General features: G+C 36.9%; 10 protein-coding genes. 1 reads left to right on the plus strand and 9 read right to left on the minus strand.

From position 1 onward, the window contains the following. Positions 1-38: 38 nt before the first annotated feature. From ACAM30_RS21385 to ACAM30_RS21410, 6 genes are all read right to left on the minus strand, one after another. Positions 39-2,057, minus strand: a complete 2,019-nt coding sequence (locus tag ACAM30_RS21385) for a glycoside hydrolase family 97 protein (RefSeq protein ID WP_369616536.1) — start codon at positions 2,055-2,057, stop codon at positions 39-41. A 25-nt stretch (positions 2,058-2,082) separates the two neighbouring features. Further along, positions 2,083-3,327 (minus strand): glycoside hydrolase family 71/99-like protein, encoded by a 1,245-nt coding sequence (locus tag ACAM30_RS21390; protein WP_369616537.1) that lies wholly within the window; start codon positions 3,325-3,327, stop codon positions 2,083-2,085. A gap of 337 nt (positions 3,328-3,664) precedes the next feature. Then, complete coding sequence (locus tag ACAM30_RS21395) at positions 3,665-5,170, minus strand: RagB/SusD family nutrient uptake outer membrane protein (RefSeq protein WP_369616538.1); 1,506 nt, start codon at positions 5,168-5,170, stop codon at positions 3,665-3,667. A gap of 25 nt (positions 5,171-5,195) precedes the next feature. Beyond that, entirely contained in the window at positions 5,196-8,213 is a 3,018-nt protein-coding gene (locus ACAM30_RS21400; RefSeq protein ID WP_369616539.1) for a SusC/RagA family TonB-linked outer membrane protein, read from the minus strand. 121 nt (positions 8,214-8,334) lie between these two features. Further along, positions 8,335-9,417: a hypothetical protein gene (locus ACAM30_RS21405; protein WP_369616540.1), complete on the minus strand. Its 1,083-nt coding sequence runs from the start codon at positions 9,415-9,417 to the stop codon at positions 8,335-8,337. An 8-nt stretch (positions 9,418-9,425) separates the two neighbouring features. After that, complete coding sequence (locus tag ACAM30_RS21410) at positions 9,426-9,950, minus strand: DUF5004 domain-containing protein (protein WP_369616541.1); 525 nt, start codon at positions 9,948-9,950, stop codon at positions 9,426-9,428. 482 nt (positions 9,951-10,432) lie between these two features. Between ACAM30_RS21410 and ACAM30_RS21415 the strand changes: the two genes are divergently transcribed. After that, a complete protein-coding gene (locus ACAM30_RS21415) occupies positions 10,433-12,031 on the plus strand; it encodes a DUF6377 domain-containing protein (RefSeq protein WP_369616542.1) in 1,599 nt (532 codons plus the stop codon). A gap of 122 nt (positions 12,032-12,153) precedes the next feature. Here ACAM30_RS21415 and ACAM30_RS21420 read toward each other — a convergent pair whose 3' ends face one another. From ACAM30_RS21420 to ACAM30_RS21430, 3 genes are all read right to left on the minus strand, one after another. Continuing rightward, positions 12,154-13,377, minus strand: a complete 1,224-nt coding sequence (locus tag ACAM30_RS21420; RefSeq protein ID WP_369616543.1) for a sterol desaturase family protein — start codon at positions 13,375-13,377, stop codon at positions 12,154-12,156. A 161-nt stretch (positions 13,378-13,538) separates the two neighbouring features. Then, positions 13,539-14,825, minus strand: a complete 1,287-nt coding sequence (locus tag ACAM30_RS21425) for a Glu/Leu/Phe/Val dehydrogenase (protein ID WP_369616544.1) — start codon at positions 14,823-14,825, stop codon at positions 13,539-13,541. Between the two features lie 427 nt (positions 14,826-15,252). Then, positions 15,253-16,107: an EamA family transporter gene (locus ACAM30_RS21430; RefSeq protein ID WP_369616545.1), complete on the minus strand. Its 855-nt coding sequence runs from the start codon at positions 16,105-16,107 to the stop codon at positions 15,253-15,255. Positions 16,108-16,116 lie beyond the last annotated feature (9 nt).

Here is a 16,116-nt window from a genome sequence, read left to right on the forward strand (position 1 = left end):
TTTATTCTGCTCATACTAAACTCAAAATAAACGAAGGTTTATTTCTCAATTGGAGTAAATTTTATAGCTGCTCCTCCGCCAGCTGCCAATTTGATATTCATTGTCGTTTTATTATTTACTTTTTGTTTTGAAATGGTCACTGGATATGGATTTGTTTTGTAATCTGCTCCTGCTCCATCTGCGTAAATTTCTGCTTCGTATTCTTTGTCTTCGTCCAGAAAGGTTAAACTAACTTTTAATGTCCTGGGTACTTTGTTGGTAATAGAACCTAAGTACCAATTTTTCTCTTCCCAGTCTTTACGGACAATTGTGGTATACTCTCCAATTTTTGAATCTAAAACCTTTGTATCTGACCACGTACAGGGTACGTCTTTTACGAATTGAAACTCAGGTTTGTTGACATAATTTTCAGGCAAATCTGCCGCCATCTGTAACGGACTGAAAATAATGACATACAATGCCAGTTGATTGGCTAATGTTGTCTGTACTCTCGCACCGGATGGTGTTTTGTAATCAAAATTGAAGATTCCGGGTGTGTAATCAAAAGGTCCGGAAAGCATTCTTGTAAACGGTAAAGTTGTCAAGTGCTGTGGCGTATTTCCTCCGTCTACCGACCACGCGTTATATTCCTGACCACGGCCTCCTTCCTGAGACATGAAGTTGGGATAGGTACGTTGCAAACCTGTTCCTTTCATTGGCTCGTGATTGTCGATCATAATATGATATTTGGCTGCTGTTTCTATCACTTTTCTGTAATGACGTGCTCCATATTGACTGTCGTGCCATTCTTTTTTGTCCAGATATTTATTTACATAGCCTGTTTTAACAGAATTGACTCCCATTTTTTGGTACAGTTTAAATGCATCTTCCAACTGGCTTTCGTAATGTTTTGTTGCTCCGGCAGTTTCGTGATGGCCAATTAAACGAACATTTTTGATGGCGGCATATTTTGTAATTTCTTCTAAATTAAAATCCGGGTAAGCTTTTACAAAACTAAAGGCACTTCCGTCTGCAGTCCAGTCTCCATCCCAGCCCTCGTTCCAGCCTTCTACCAGAACTCCGTCAAAACTGTTTTTTGCTGCAAAATCGATATATTCTTTCGTATTTTTGATTGTTGCACCATGTTTTGGTCCTTGTCCCCAAGTGAATTTTTCTAAATGCATTCCCCACCAGATCCCAATATATTTTGAAGGTCTTATCCAAGAAAGGTCTTCAATTTTTGATGGTTCGTTCAGGTTTAACATAATGGTAGAAGCAGCCATTTCACCTGCCGTTTTTCCAACTACAATGGTTCTCCAAGGTGTTTGAAAAGGAGCTTCGGCATACACTTTTACGCCATCTGCCCACGGCACTAAATCACTTTTGTATTGTTTATCACCCGTTTTTAAAAGTGTCATCGAAGCAAAATCTGTTAAGTTTGCTTCATGAATGGCAACAAACAATTTTTCTTTTGTTTCAAAAGTTGCCGGCGTATTAATGGTATCAGTTTTACTGATGGGTGTCTTACGATATTCACTTTCGTAATAGCTGTTTTCTCTGTGTACCGGAATCCACCAAACGTCATTATCCGATTTAAAAGTAAATTGTGTAATCTCGTTCGAAATCTTCACCTTACCCAAATTGGGCTGTTTTGGAAATGAATATCTGAATCCTACACCATCATCAAAAACTCTGAAAATGATATCTACAAGACGTTCTTCTCCTTTTGACTCTTTTAGGTGAACAATTAATTCGTTGTGATGATCACGGATTTTTTTGAATTCTCCCCAAGGCTGCTCCCAGGTTTCATCTGAGGTTTTTTCTTCGGTAGAAACGACTTCAAAACCATCGGTCATTTTTTGAATTCCCTGAAATTCAAAACCCATTAAAGAAGGTTCAATCACAGATTTCTTATCAGAAGTAAAACTGTATTGTGGCTGACCGGATGGAGTTAATTCAAAAACCAATTCGATATGTTTTTCCGGAGAACTTATTTTGTATGTTTTTTGGGTACCGCAAGCATAGAGCAAAATTGTGGTTAACGCCATCAGGCAATATCTGTATTTTATATTTTTCATTATTTGATTGTATTGATTACAACTCTTATTTTATTTCGTTTATTAACTGTTTTGCTTTTGCAGGCTGCATGGATACAAAATAATTAAAAGCCAGATCCAGCTTTTTCTGGATATCGGCATTGCCTTTCTTTTCGATTCTTAGATTATATAATTTACTGATATCAGGAAAAAAAGATTCGGTATTTTTTACTCCGGCAAATGTTTTTACTTTTTCGATAAAGGTGTATCCGAATTCTACGGTAGGCTCAAGCATTGTTCCTTCTCCAAAGTCATTCCAGGTAATCAGTTGAAGGTAGCTTAGGTTTGCATTTTTTGCCAGTGAAAGTGTTTCGTCCAACATGGCTCCATTGTTATGATCGATCGTCCATCCAATGGCAGCTCCACCGCCGCCTTCGGCATAAAAATCTTTAAAACCGGGATAAGCACTCCCCATTGCTACAGAAAGTTTCGGTTTAGTGTTCGTATAAAAATTAGTCAGGTACGTACTGTTTTTGTAAACCCAGGCATATTCACCCGAAGCATTGTCACCTGCCTCAACTGATTGATCCCAAAGGGTCAGGAAAGTAGGTTTCACAGTTAAACTGTTAAAAACATTGGTCCATTCTGCCGGAGTCTGTAATACAATTGGTCCAAAATTCAGCAGCAAAGGCTTTCCGTTTACTTTGATGTAATTGGCATCCTTAAAATAATTGGTTTGCAGATACGCTAAATCTGTTTTGGCAGCGCTTGTCACCGAGATTGCTTTTCCTGAATTTACTACGTTTGTCGTAACTCTGTCTTCATATACAATAGCATATTCTAAACCTGCTTTATCGAGCATTTCAATAAGCTGTTCTGTATTTTCTTTTACCATTCTATAATCATTCACATCATACGTACCGTACCAATCGATCAAAACACCATCAATTCCTGAATATTTCATCAATAGCAAATGATTCTCGATCACACTTTTATCTCCTGAATGATAGGGACCAATTAGGGGATAATAGTACGATGCAATTTCTCTGCGATTATTTGCTCCAATATTGTTTGGATTTTTATTGGCCATTGTCCAGTGATACCCCCATTTTTTATCGGTACTGCTTTCGTTGGTTTCAAACCAGGGCATGTAATGAACGTAAATTTTAGTGCTGTTTGTTTTTTCAATCGCAACCGGTGCGAGTATTTCAGACTCTATTGGTTTATCCGAACCTTTATTATCACTACTACATCCTAGAGCGATTAAAACATTCAGGATTACAACAAACAATAAGGTTATGTATCTTTTCATATTATTTATTTTTATTATTTGTTAACCCGTTGGATATAATTAAAAAAAATATCTAACACATAGTCCCGATGCATCGGGATATATTTGTAAAAGCGTACAAAAAAAACAGGTTTCTTACACACAGTAGTCTCTGTGTGTTTAAAATAAGTGAAATGCCTTTTTTGAGAATCTAAAATCTATGTTTCTATGTGTTTAAAAATAATTACATCTAACGGATTAACTATAATCTGTGAAAATCCATTACTCTGTGGCTAAAAAACAAAGCCATTCCAATATTCTTTTTAAAATATGTCAGCCTTCCACGACTAACCAACATGGAAGACTGACAGTAAACAACCTAATACCCGGGATTCTGTACCAGGTTTTTATTTGTTGTCAGAACGGTACTTGGAATTGGAAAAATACCTCTGTACTTTTCTGTGGCCCCTTTCTCCCACCATGGCAAAAAGAAAGTTCCAAAACGAATATTGTCCGTTCTTCTCCTTCCTTCAAAAGTAAATTCCTTCAATAATTCCTGATCGATAAAATGAAGATCGATAGTTGCCGGCATCTCTTCGCCAGCGCGTGTTACAACTTGCTGTACAAATGGTTTTGCCAAAGCTGAAGATCCTAAACGAACATAACATTCGGCTTGCATCATTAAAATTTCGGCATAACGAATCAAAACAAAATCATGGTCACGTTCCCATTGTTCTCCTGCTTTCATTTCGTATTTTCCTAAACGAACTCCCTGATTTTCTTTGGCATTGGCCACACTTGTCACTTCTTCAGTATAGGTTAAAGGTTCACCATTATCCATAACAATAACCTGTCCTGTTGCCACATTAATCTGATCTCCGGCAACCATACATTTCTTTCTTTTGTCTGTATCTGCAAATGCAGAATATACTCCCGGCTGTGCACACATTCCGTTTGCACTCCACGGAAAATCGTTTCCTGATGCAGAAATGGTCAGTTTATGCAGGTAATGACAAGACATCGAATTCATATAATTTCCAACAGTTCCTGCTTTCTGATCGTAAGGAATGGCAAAAATTATCTCCGGTGATGTTTGATTCTGTGTGGCAAAATTGGTAAAGAAATCAGGTGCTAATGTATATCCGGTTACTTTCTGACACATGTTGATACAATCCTGCCAACGGGCTGTTCCGGTGAATACTTCTGAATTTAAATACAATCTCGCCAATAATGAATAGGCTACATTTTTTGTCAATTTTGAATAAACAATGTTGGCTGTTAAATAAGGGACCGCATCCAACAATTCTTTCTCCACAAAATCGTACACTTGTTTTCTCGTAGAATTTGTTGGCAAAGAAGTATCTTCAAAATTGGTTACAATTGGTACATTACCAAATAAGTCCAAAAGATTATAGTAATAGTAAGCTCTAAGTGCTTTTAACTCGGCATAGATTGGAGCTTTGGCCGCACTTGACAAAGACGATTTATCGATTTGATAAATAATCGCATTGATTTTCGCGATTCCGGTGTAATTGTAACGCCAGGCCGAAAGAATCATACGGTTGTCTGCCTTCCAGGTATGTCTTTGCGCATCCTGATATTGTCCGCCATCGTACCAGTTGGTTCCTCTGGTAGGAATTGTAGCTTCATCAGAAACCGTTTCGTTCAGGAAAAATACATACTCGCTGGTAGGATAATTATTTGAAATATTATCTGCAAATCCTCTCAAAGAAGAATACGCTCCGCCCACTAATGCATCGACTTCCTTTGAGGTGTTCCCAAATTTTCCGTCTTCCACTTTATCATATAACTCTTCATTCAGATTGGTACATGATATCGTAAAAAGCATGCTTACTACTAATGCTGCTGTTATTTTGACTTTCATTTTTTATATTTTTGAGTTAATTCGCTTAATTATTCAGCGTAAAATTTAATCCAACAGAAATCGTTGTCGGTCGTGGATAATTGTTGTATCGGTCAATTCCAGGAGCTGCTAATCCGGTCTGATCCATTACTCCGGTTTGATTGATTCCGTCCTGAGCATTTAAACCAATCTCAGGATCTACACCTTTATACCCTGTGATTACAAACAGATTTTCTCCCATTACATACATTCTAAGCTTAGATTTTTTGAATTTCAGAGGAAGTGTATAACCAAAAGTCAACGTTTGAAGTCTGAAGAACGAAGCATCTTCTATCCAGTAATCAGAATACTTTGGAGCCGAAGTAATTCCGCTTCCTAAAAAAGCATCCGGAACATTGAATGTTGGCAGTCTGTTTGGATCATTTAGCATCATGTTGGTGGCATTTAATGCTTTTTGACCAAACATTCCGTAACCTGAAACTCCAAGATCAAAATTTCTGTAAGTAAAATTCATTCCGATACCTAAAGTCAGATCCGGCTGAATATTTCCTAAAGCTGTTTTATCGGCATCTACTAAAGCATTTTCTGCTACTACCTGTCCTGCCGCATTGTAGTACTGAATTTTTCCGTTGGCATCTAAACCGGCATTTTTGAATCCCCAGAAAGTTCCAACCGGATATCCCTCAGCAATAATTTGAGAGTATTGTCCTGACATACCGGCTAAACCATGCAATGATCCGCTGTAGATAACGTCTGTTTTATAAGTTGGGTTCGATAGTTTTTCGATTTTCTGAACGTTGTGGCCTAAAGTTAAATTTGCATTCCAATTGAACTTATCACCTTTTACGATATCTGCATTTAGAGTAAGTTCCACTCCTTTATTAGACATTTCTCCAACATTTGCCAGCATCGTTCCCACTAAATAAGGCGGTTGCGGCACTTCGTAAGTGTATAATAAATCGTTAGTGTTTTTAGCATAATACTCGAATGAACCCGTAATTCTGTTGAACAAGCTGAAATCCAGCCCAACATTCAATTGTTTGGTTGACTCCCATTTCAAGTCAGGATTTGGGTTTTGTTTTGGAGAATATGCCAAGCTCCATGTTCCGGTAACCGGATCATAATAACTATCGTTTCCAACTCCTAAAATAGAAAGGGACTTGTACTCCCCAATTCCGTCCTGATTTCCTGTAACTCCATAACCTACTCTTAATTTTAAGTTATCCAGCCAGCCTTTTGTAGTGCTCATAAATTCTTCGCTCGAAATTTTCCACGCCACAGATCCGGATGGAAAAACTCCCCATTTGTTGTTTTCTCCAAAACGGCTCGAACCGTCTCTTCTCACTGTTCCGGTAAGCAAATATTTTCCGTCGTACGAATAATTAGCACGGGCATAAAACGATACTAAATTCGATTTCCCTTTATACGAATAGACATCTCCTAAACGGTAATTGTAACCTGCACCAAGATTATTGTAACTAAAAGCATCTGTTACAAATCCACTACGTTGTGCTCCAAAACCTTCGTAAATATTCTCTAAATAAGAATACCCCGCCAGCGCGCTAATATTGTGTTTGTCAATTACTTTGTTGTAATTCAGATAAAATTCTCCTTGTGCATTTGCGTATTCCGCATACGTTTTTTGCCCAAATCCTCCTTCGGTAATTCCTTCCATAACGGCGTAACTGGGTTTATAAAGATTCCCTTTTACAGCATTATGTTCGTATGAAATGTTCCCTACGGCGGTAAAATCATTTAAAAACTTCACTTCCGTTTTAAAATATCCTAACAACCTGTGTCTTTCATTATTTGCCGTTCTGTTGGTTAAAATTTCGACCGGGTTTTGGTAAATATTTCCGGAAACTGCCGAGAATTCTCCGTTGGCATCATAAACCGGAATGGTTGGGTTCAAATTATAAGTACGTTCAAAGATTCTGTAATCTAGCGGATGCCATTTGTCGACATTAGCAAATAAACCCATATCAAATTTCACATCTTTATTGTCTCCAAGATATTGATAGGCATTGACGTTTCCGCTTAATCTTTGCAATCCGCTGGTTTTAATAACACCTTCATTGTTCAGATAAGAAAGTGATGTTCTGAAACCGCTGTCGGCTTTACCGGAATTAATTGTCAAGGTGTGCGACTGTGAAATAGCGGTTTGTTGTACGGCTTTCTGCCAGTTGGTATTTCCTCCATAATCAACAGCATCTTTATTTCCGGTTGAACGCACATAAGCTCTCCATTGATTTGCTGATAAAAGATCGAGATTATCTGCTACATAACCGATACTTGATAGTCCGTTATAAACTATCGAAACTCCTTTTGTTCCGGATTTTGTTGTAATCATGATGACTCCGTTTGCTCCTCTTGAACCGTATATGGCGGTTGCCGAAGCATCTTTTAACACGTCTACTGATTTGATATCGGATGGCTGAACCACATTGATATCCACTCCCGCAATTCCGTCAACAACAATTAACGGACTATTACTTGCGGTTAATGAAGTTCCTCCACGCAAACGTATCGTTGAACCTGCAGCAGGATCTCCGGAAGGACGAATAATATTAAGTCCTGCCACTTTTCCCTGCAAAACCTGTTCGGTCGAAGAAATGGTTCCTTTTACTAAATCATCGGCTTTTACACTCGAAACAGCTCCGGTTAAATCTGATTTTTTCTGAGTTCCGTATCCCACAGAAACTACCTGAACCTCAGCCAGCTGATAACCGTCGTTTTGCAGATGAACACTAATATTTTTGCTTGCGGCTGTAATTTGAACTTTCTGAGTTGTTGATCCGATGAAAGAAACTTCTATTGAACCTCCTGTGGCTACCGTCAAGGTAAATTTTCCGTCGAAGTCAGTTGTGGTCGCATTTTTTGTTCCCACCTCGATTACCGAAGCTCCGGGCACTACAACACCCGCATTGTCGTAAACAGTACCTGATATCTGCTTCTTTTCCTGAGCAAAAATTCCTGCCGAAACGAAAAGCATGAAAATCATGAATACCAGAGTTTTATCAGTCCACATCTGATGCAGGACCGTTTTTTTATTTTTACTATTCATATTTAGCGATTTATTATTTTTTATAGATCCAATGTAATTTGCACAATCATTGTTGGTTTTATGACCAATTTTTGAGATGATGCTCCTTTCATTAGAATTGACGTTTTAATTGGATCGTGAATTATTTGTCTAAAGTTTTCAGCGGAATCGTAGTATCAGAGATTGGCTTGTCTTTGTTGTCTTTTACCACCACATGAATCTCTTTCAAGTCCGGAATATCATTCAGTTCCGAAACCAAATTGACAAATCCTTTTATCTCATTGGTACCACCGTTAAACTCTCCGGAAATCGTTTTTGTTCCTGCTGTAATAGTGTATAACAATTTGTTTACACCCGGTTCATTGTTTTTTCTGGACATTCCGAGAAAATCTTTCTGACTGATTTGTGACGGAAAAAATCCGAATACCGGCGGTGGCGGCGGTGTATAGGCTCCCGCATATAAAACCTGATCCGGAGTTGTTCCCGCCCAATTGTCTTTGATCATCAGAAAAACCAAATTTTCCATCACATAACCGTCCGGCGCATTATAGTACTGTTTCGGAATCAAATCCATTTTATAAAAACCATTACCCAGATCTTTCAGTTTTGTTTTCTCCACAACATCCGGAAGCCATGCCTGATACTCTTGTTTTATGTCCCAATTGTTTAGACCGCTATGAAAATGCACACTTGAAGCGCCTGCAAATCCGGGAGCCAGATTGGCATTGAACAAAATACTAACTCCTTTGTCAATTGTTGGTTTAGAAGGATAGGCTATAATAAGTTCATTAGCCGTATAAAAAGAAGAGAAATCCGTATAAGCCATATTCGCAACATCAGTTTGCTTAGATCCGTTTTTGTTTTTCAAACGAAACCAAAATCCGTTACTGGCAGCAATTTCGGCAGCGGTTTTCGAAAAGTATTGCGTTGGCGTTAAGGTAAAACTCCATACTTTATTTCCTTCATATTTTAATTTTGCAAAATCGGATGAGTTTTCCCAATGTCCGGCATCCGGTTCAGAGGGCGACCAAATCCACATGTACACCTCTTCGGTTTCGGCAAATGTGGTCGCCGAAAGATCAAAATACCAGGTCACTTTTTCATCATACTTGTATACTACCGGAAATGATGACATACTGCCTACAGTTCCCGCAGCTCCCTGAGCCTGAGTAAAATGAGGAGCCATCAAAAGGGCCAATAAAATGGTGTATATAATTTTTTTCATAGTACTTTTTAGTTAATAGCATTTAATTTAAATACATAAGACACAAATGGAGTCCCTCCTGAAACACGGGATAATTTAATTTCCATTTCTCCGTTTTTACCCGGCACTGATGTTAATCCTAATTCATCTGTTTTTTGTGTTTTTTGGGCGTCACTATACAAATAAATCATAACTGGATTTCCCGGATTTGTGGGCTGAAAATCCGAACTTAGTTTCCAATATCCTTTTGCAGCGAATAAAGGAGGAACGTTTCCGGCAACTTCGTAACTTGTTGGATTGTTTTCTTCATCTACGTTAAATTTGATTTTGAAATCTTCGTAGTTAAAGTAGGTACTCAAGTTTTCTTCACTTGGTTCGATCTTATTTGCCTTAGCAACTTCATCTACCATTTTTAAATTTGTTAATCCCCAATTGCCATTTACTTTCTCATAAATAGTAATCGGATCAACGGAGCTTCCGTCGTCGGTATTGTCACAGCCAATGGCGATGAAACACATAACAACAGCTAACCAATAAATACTTTTACATCTCATAAATTTGTGGTTTGTTTGTTAGTTTTTTTGTCTCCTAAAAGACAGAACGAAGCTAGATGTTAAATAAATCTAAAAAAAAATGTCTGTGAAAAATCAAGATGAAATTCGAACAAAAAAATGCACAACACACTAAAAAACAACAACTTAACAAAATATCTTATTTTAAAAAATCAAGGTTATGTTTAGATGAAAACGGCAAAATTTCAGTATCAAAAATGACAATATGAAAATTTTACCTCATATTTTTTTCACTATGCACTTTCATAACCTCTTTTTATTGTATAATTGCAAATTATCAAGCCGTTTTTAACATTTAGTTCTTAGTTTTAAATACTAAATGCGGTAGTAAAACTTTGTTTCAATGAAGTTCGAAAATCTCAAAAAGTGCTGTCAATCCTTAACTTTTATATTTATCCCGAATTAAAAACCAACTAACTCTAACCAACCAAAAAAGATTATTTTACCCTAAACCGAAAAAAACCATGCAAAGAATATTCATTCTGTGTTTTTTCATTGCAGGCTTTTCTCTGAGCGCGAAAGAGACAAATCCTGTTTTAGAAGAATTAGATAAAGTACTTCTTAAGAAGGATATTTACTTAAAACAGAAATACCGCAAAATAGAAACCCTCAAAAAAAATGTTTCCAAATTCACCGTTAGCCAAAACAATGAAGAACTCTATCATACTTATATGTCTTTGTTTGAGGAATACAAATCTTTTAAATATGACTCTGCTTACTATTATCTGGAAGAAGCAAAAATTAAAGCGATCGTTCTAAAAGACCCAAAGTATCTGGCAAAAAGCCGTATTAAAGAAGGATTTGTTTTACTCTCTTCCGGGCTGTTCAAAGAAGCAATAGATACTTTAGATGTCATCAAAGAGGAAAAACTGGATCAAAAAAACAAATTCGAATATTACTCCATAAAGGCGCGTGCCTATTACGATCTTGCCGACTATAACCGTGACCAGCGTTTTAATATCCATTATGTCCGACAGGGAAATTATTTTCTAAAAAAGGCATTAGAGCTAATAGGAACGAATTCTAACGAATATTGGGCAGCTGAAAGTTTAAAACGGCTAAAACAACAAGATTGGCGTGGTGCTGAATTTGCTTTTAGTTACTGGATCAACAATTACAATCTTCCACCGGATTACTACGGCATCGCAACTTCAAGTTTGGGTTACATTTATTCGGAAAGAGGTTATACCAAAAAAGCGATTCAGTATCTCGCATTGGCTGCTATTGCCGATGTCAAAAATGCAACTAAAGAAACAGTTGCTCTTCGAAATTTGGCCAATGAGCTTTTTAAAATGGGGTATCTCGACAAGGCAAACGAGTATATCAATATTGCAATGGACGATGCCACGTTCTACAATGCCAGACATCGAAAAATTGAAATTTCGTCGATCCTCCCGATTATCGAAAAAGCCCAACTCAATAATGTAAAAGATAAAAATGATAAACTCGAAAAAATCATCATCCTATTGACGATACTGACGCTTATAATTGTCTTGTTTTCAATTATTATTTTCAAACAATTAAAGGAAAAAAATAAGGCACGAAAAATAATGGCTTCCTCCTATGCCCAGCTTCAGGAAATGAACGTTAGTCTGAGCGAGGCGAATGCCATTAAAGAAGAATATATTACGTATTTCATTAAAGCAACTTCGGCTTTCATTAATAAAATTGATCACATTCAAAAAAGTACGCTCCATAAGATTATCACTAAGAAAACCGATGAAGTTATTGCGAACTTAAAAAAATACAATGTAAAGGAAGAGCGTGAAAATCTTTTTCATCAATTCGATGAAATCTTCCTCAAACTGTTTCCCACTTTTGTAACCGATTTTAATAATTTATTCCCAAGCGATCATAAGTCTGTAGTCAAAAAAGGAGAACTTTTGAATACTGAGCTTCGCATTTTTGCACTATACCGTCTGGGAATTCAGGACAGCAATCAGGTGGCAGAATTTCTGGAGCTTTCTGTAGCGACCATTTATACGTATAAAACCAGAATCAAAGGTAAATCTGATTTTAAAGATACCTTTGAGGAAAAAATAATGGCGATTAAGACTATCTAAGGTACTAAGGTACTGAGGGGCTAAGGTTCTGAGGCTTTTCGAAAATGACAAATAGCTTTTTTTTGCTACGAATTCACGAATTATTTGAAATACAAATTCGGGAATTCGTGGCGATTATTTTTCTATTCGGAAGTTTCTAATTGCAATACAACTTCCTGATAATGTCTACTAAGTGAGAATAATTGCTCAGCAAAAATCATAATGGCAAGCGGGATGAAGAAAAATGACAGCAAATTTTCTTCGTATAAAAAATAAGTGCTTACCATAAATATTCTCAGGTATTCCAAATAATACATCCATCTTCTTTGTTCCAATAATGCTCCGCAATTCACTAAGGTTACCAGAATAATGGACAATACAAAAATTTTGTCTGAAACATTTAATCCTTCAAAACAATACGTGAAAACCGTTAAAAGCAGCGTCGAAGCCCCAAGCTGGATATAGAGGTAATTCTTAAATCGAAGCCTTTGATGCGGATTAGCTTTGTCCTGTAGAAAGCGTTTCTCTAAGGTTGGCCGAATATCCTGATCCATATGAGCGGGACTGCCAAATACCGCTTTCCATTTTGCTTTAAATCCTGCTGAGCGCTTCCATAGTTCGTAAATCTCAAAATAGTAATGAAAATGCTGCCACAAGAAACTATAGCTCTTGAGCGGATGCGTTAAACCGTATTTGGGTTTTTCTTCCTCTTCCTGAAAAGTTCCAAAAAGACGATCCCAAAAGGTAAACATATCGCCGTAATTTTTATCGAGATATTTCTCATCAGATGCGTGATGCACACCATGTACAGAAGGCGTAACAAAAACATATTCCAGCCATTTTATTCGGCCTACAAGCTGTGTATGCGTAAAAAAAGAATAGGCTCCGTGCACAATCAGCATTGTGATAACCATAGAGGGGTGAAAACCAATAAGTGGCAATACGCACCAAAATCCTGTTCTAATCACCGCCTGGAAAGTGGTAATTCTGGCGGCCGCGGTAAAATTAAACTCTTCGCTATGGTGATGGACGATGTGTGCTGCCCAGAAAAAATTGACTTCATGCCCCAATCGGTGGTACCAATACCAAACAAAATCGGTAGCTAGAATCAAGGCAATCCACACAAAAATAGTATTCGAAATGTCAAAAAATCGATAATTATCATAAATCAAATAATACAACTGGTAAAAACTGGCGGCCACAAACAAATTGATCAAACGCTCTGCAATACCAATACTAATATTTGAAACTGAACTTTCGTAATTAAAAATTTCCGGTCTCTTTCGCCGTTGTGCAAGCTTGTATTCTAAAAAGAGAAAGAGAAAAAAAGCAGGCATAGCGAAAGCTAGAAAATTAATATGTTCCATTTTAAAAAATACGTATTTAATTCATAAAAAAACACAAAGCAGTAGTACTTCTATATCCATATAAAAACAAAGACATTTTCATCAATCAACGAGTTCTTTTCGACTGAAAATCTTCTTATTAATTGATGAAAACAATCTTTTATTATTTATAAATCTAATTTTTAATTCTGCTTAAATTTCGGCGTATCCAATGCCACTTCTTTTACAGATTGAGTGTCGGCTACTTTTTGCAATGCAATAATGTAAGCTGCAATACGTGGTGTAACATTATGTTTGGCTGCAATTCTGAAAACAGTTTCAAATCCTTTTTCTAAAATGTCCTCTAAGCGTGTATTAATCTGATGAATTCTCCAGGATTCTAAAAGCGAATTCTGAAGCCATTCAAAATACGAAACTGTCACTCCACCCGCATTGGCCAGAATGTCCGGTACCACTAAAACATTGTTATCGTGTAATATTTTATCCGCATCGGAAGAAACCGGTCCGTTGGCACCTTCCACAATAATTTTAGCACGAATGTCATTAGCATTCTTTTGTGTAATCACATCCTCTTTGGCAGCAGGAATCAGCACATCTACCTCTAACAACAATAAATCCTCGTGTTTAATCGCAACTGAATTTGGATATCCTTTAATACTTTTATTATTCAGATTGTAGTACAAAATCAATTCGGGAATATTAAGTCCTTCAGGATTATAAAACGCTTCAGAAACATCACTTACCGCAACCACTTTTAATCCTTTTTCGAATAAAAATAAGGCCGAATGCAATCCTACATTTCCAAAACCCTGAATGGCTACTGTAGATTTTGCAGGTCTGAGTTTTAATTTTTCTAGGGCCAATAAAGTAATGATGCTAACACCTCTTCCTGTTGCTTCTACTCTACCTAATGAACCGCCGGAATGCAAATGTTTTCCGGTTACTACAGCGTGAATTGTTTTGCCGTGAAGTATCGAAAACTCATCCATTAACCATCCCATCTCATCAGGACCCGTTCCCATGTCTGGAGCCGGAACATCTTTATCAGGTCCGAAAATATCTATTAAGGCTTTGGTATAGGCTCTCGTAATTTTCTCTAATTCATTCTTAGAAAGTGTTGTCGGATCGCAAATGATTCCGCCTTTTGCTCCTCCAAACGGAATACCTGTTACTGCCGATTTCCAGGTCATCCAGGCAGCCAGTGCTTTTACTTCGTCAAGGTTTACTCCTTTATCATATCTGATTCCACCTTTTGAGGGACCTAAAGCTGTATTGTGTATCACCCGATAACCTTCAAAGTTCTTTTCGGAACCGTTGTCCAAAGTAATGGAAAAGTTAACGACGATTTGCTTTTCGGGACGTTGAAGTTTTTGTCTGATCGATTCGTCTAATCTAAGAATGTCGGCGGCAACGTTAAAACGATCAATCATTGATTGAAAGGGATTCTGTTTTATTAATTCTGCGCTCATATTATATCGTTTAATTGGGGTTATTGTATTTTATCTTTTAAAAAAATCTTTTCTACGGTTTATTGATACTTGCTCTAACATGGTATTTTCCGAAGACAGCATCGCATCATAACACTGGTATTTCTATTGGTTCTCATTTTGCTTCTTTCCAGTTCTAAAAAAAGCCTTTCATTGGTGCATGAAAGGCTAAAAAAAAAAATAACAAGTAAATTTCTCTATTAACGCCATTTCATCACATAGTCCTGCATGCTACACATCGTGAAGCTACATAAAGATGAGATGATATTTTGACTATAGTTTTTCATTGTTATTGCAAATCTATAAAATATATTTTACAAATTCTATAGAATTAGTAGAGTTTATTTTCGCAAAATGAAAAAATTAACAAACAACACCTGTTAATCAATACAATACATGTCGAAAAATTTTATTTAAACTGTGAAATAACAATAAAAATGATCGCTATTAAAGCTAAAAAGATCCCTACAAAGTTAATTTTAGATAATTTTTCTTTAAAGAAAAGCAAACCAACAAAACTTCCTAAAACAATAACTCCCATGTTCATTCCGGCAAAAACCGTCGATGGGTTTTCAGCGAAGGCCTTATGCGCTTTTAAATAGAATAAAATATTTCCGAAATTGAAAATTCCCACCAAGGCACCAAAAAGGATATTTTTAGAGTCTAATTTCCTCTTTTTTACACCAATTTCATAGATTGAGATGCAAAACGCTACCATCAAAGCGATACAGAACACTACAAACAAAGAAGTCGGATAAGGCAAAGTGGTATAAAGAGCGATTTGCTTAAAGAGAATATCAATAACTCCAAACCCTACCAGAACCACCGCGGGATAAATCCATATATTTTCTGTGGTATCCGGTTGCTTTTTTAAGATGAATAAAAGCGCCAGAAAACCGATCAATAACCCAATAATTTTATAGGTATTAAATTCTTCTTTAAAGATGAACCAAGCCGCCAGAATTGGGATGAATAGTGATAATCGCTGGGCGGTATCTGTTTTTACAATCCCCACATTTTTTATGGAAGCTACCAGAAATAAAAAGACCACCGGCAATAATACGCCAATAGCAATATAAATATTCCAGGGAGCGTTTGCATCAACTTCCTTTAAATTGGGGCTAAAGGTAAAATAACAGAATGCTAAAGCAACAATATAGTTGAAGGCGATAATCTGGGTTGGATGTGTATTGTATTTTCGGGTTATTTTAAAAATAACACCTACAATTACACTGCACAAAATACTGAGGACAAGAAACAACATAGTATTAAA

This window comes from Flavobacterium sp. CFS9, from assembly GCF_041154745.1.
Taxonomy (GTDB): Bacteria; Bacteroidota; Bacteroidia; order Flavobacteriales; family Flavobacteriaceae; genus Flavobacterium.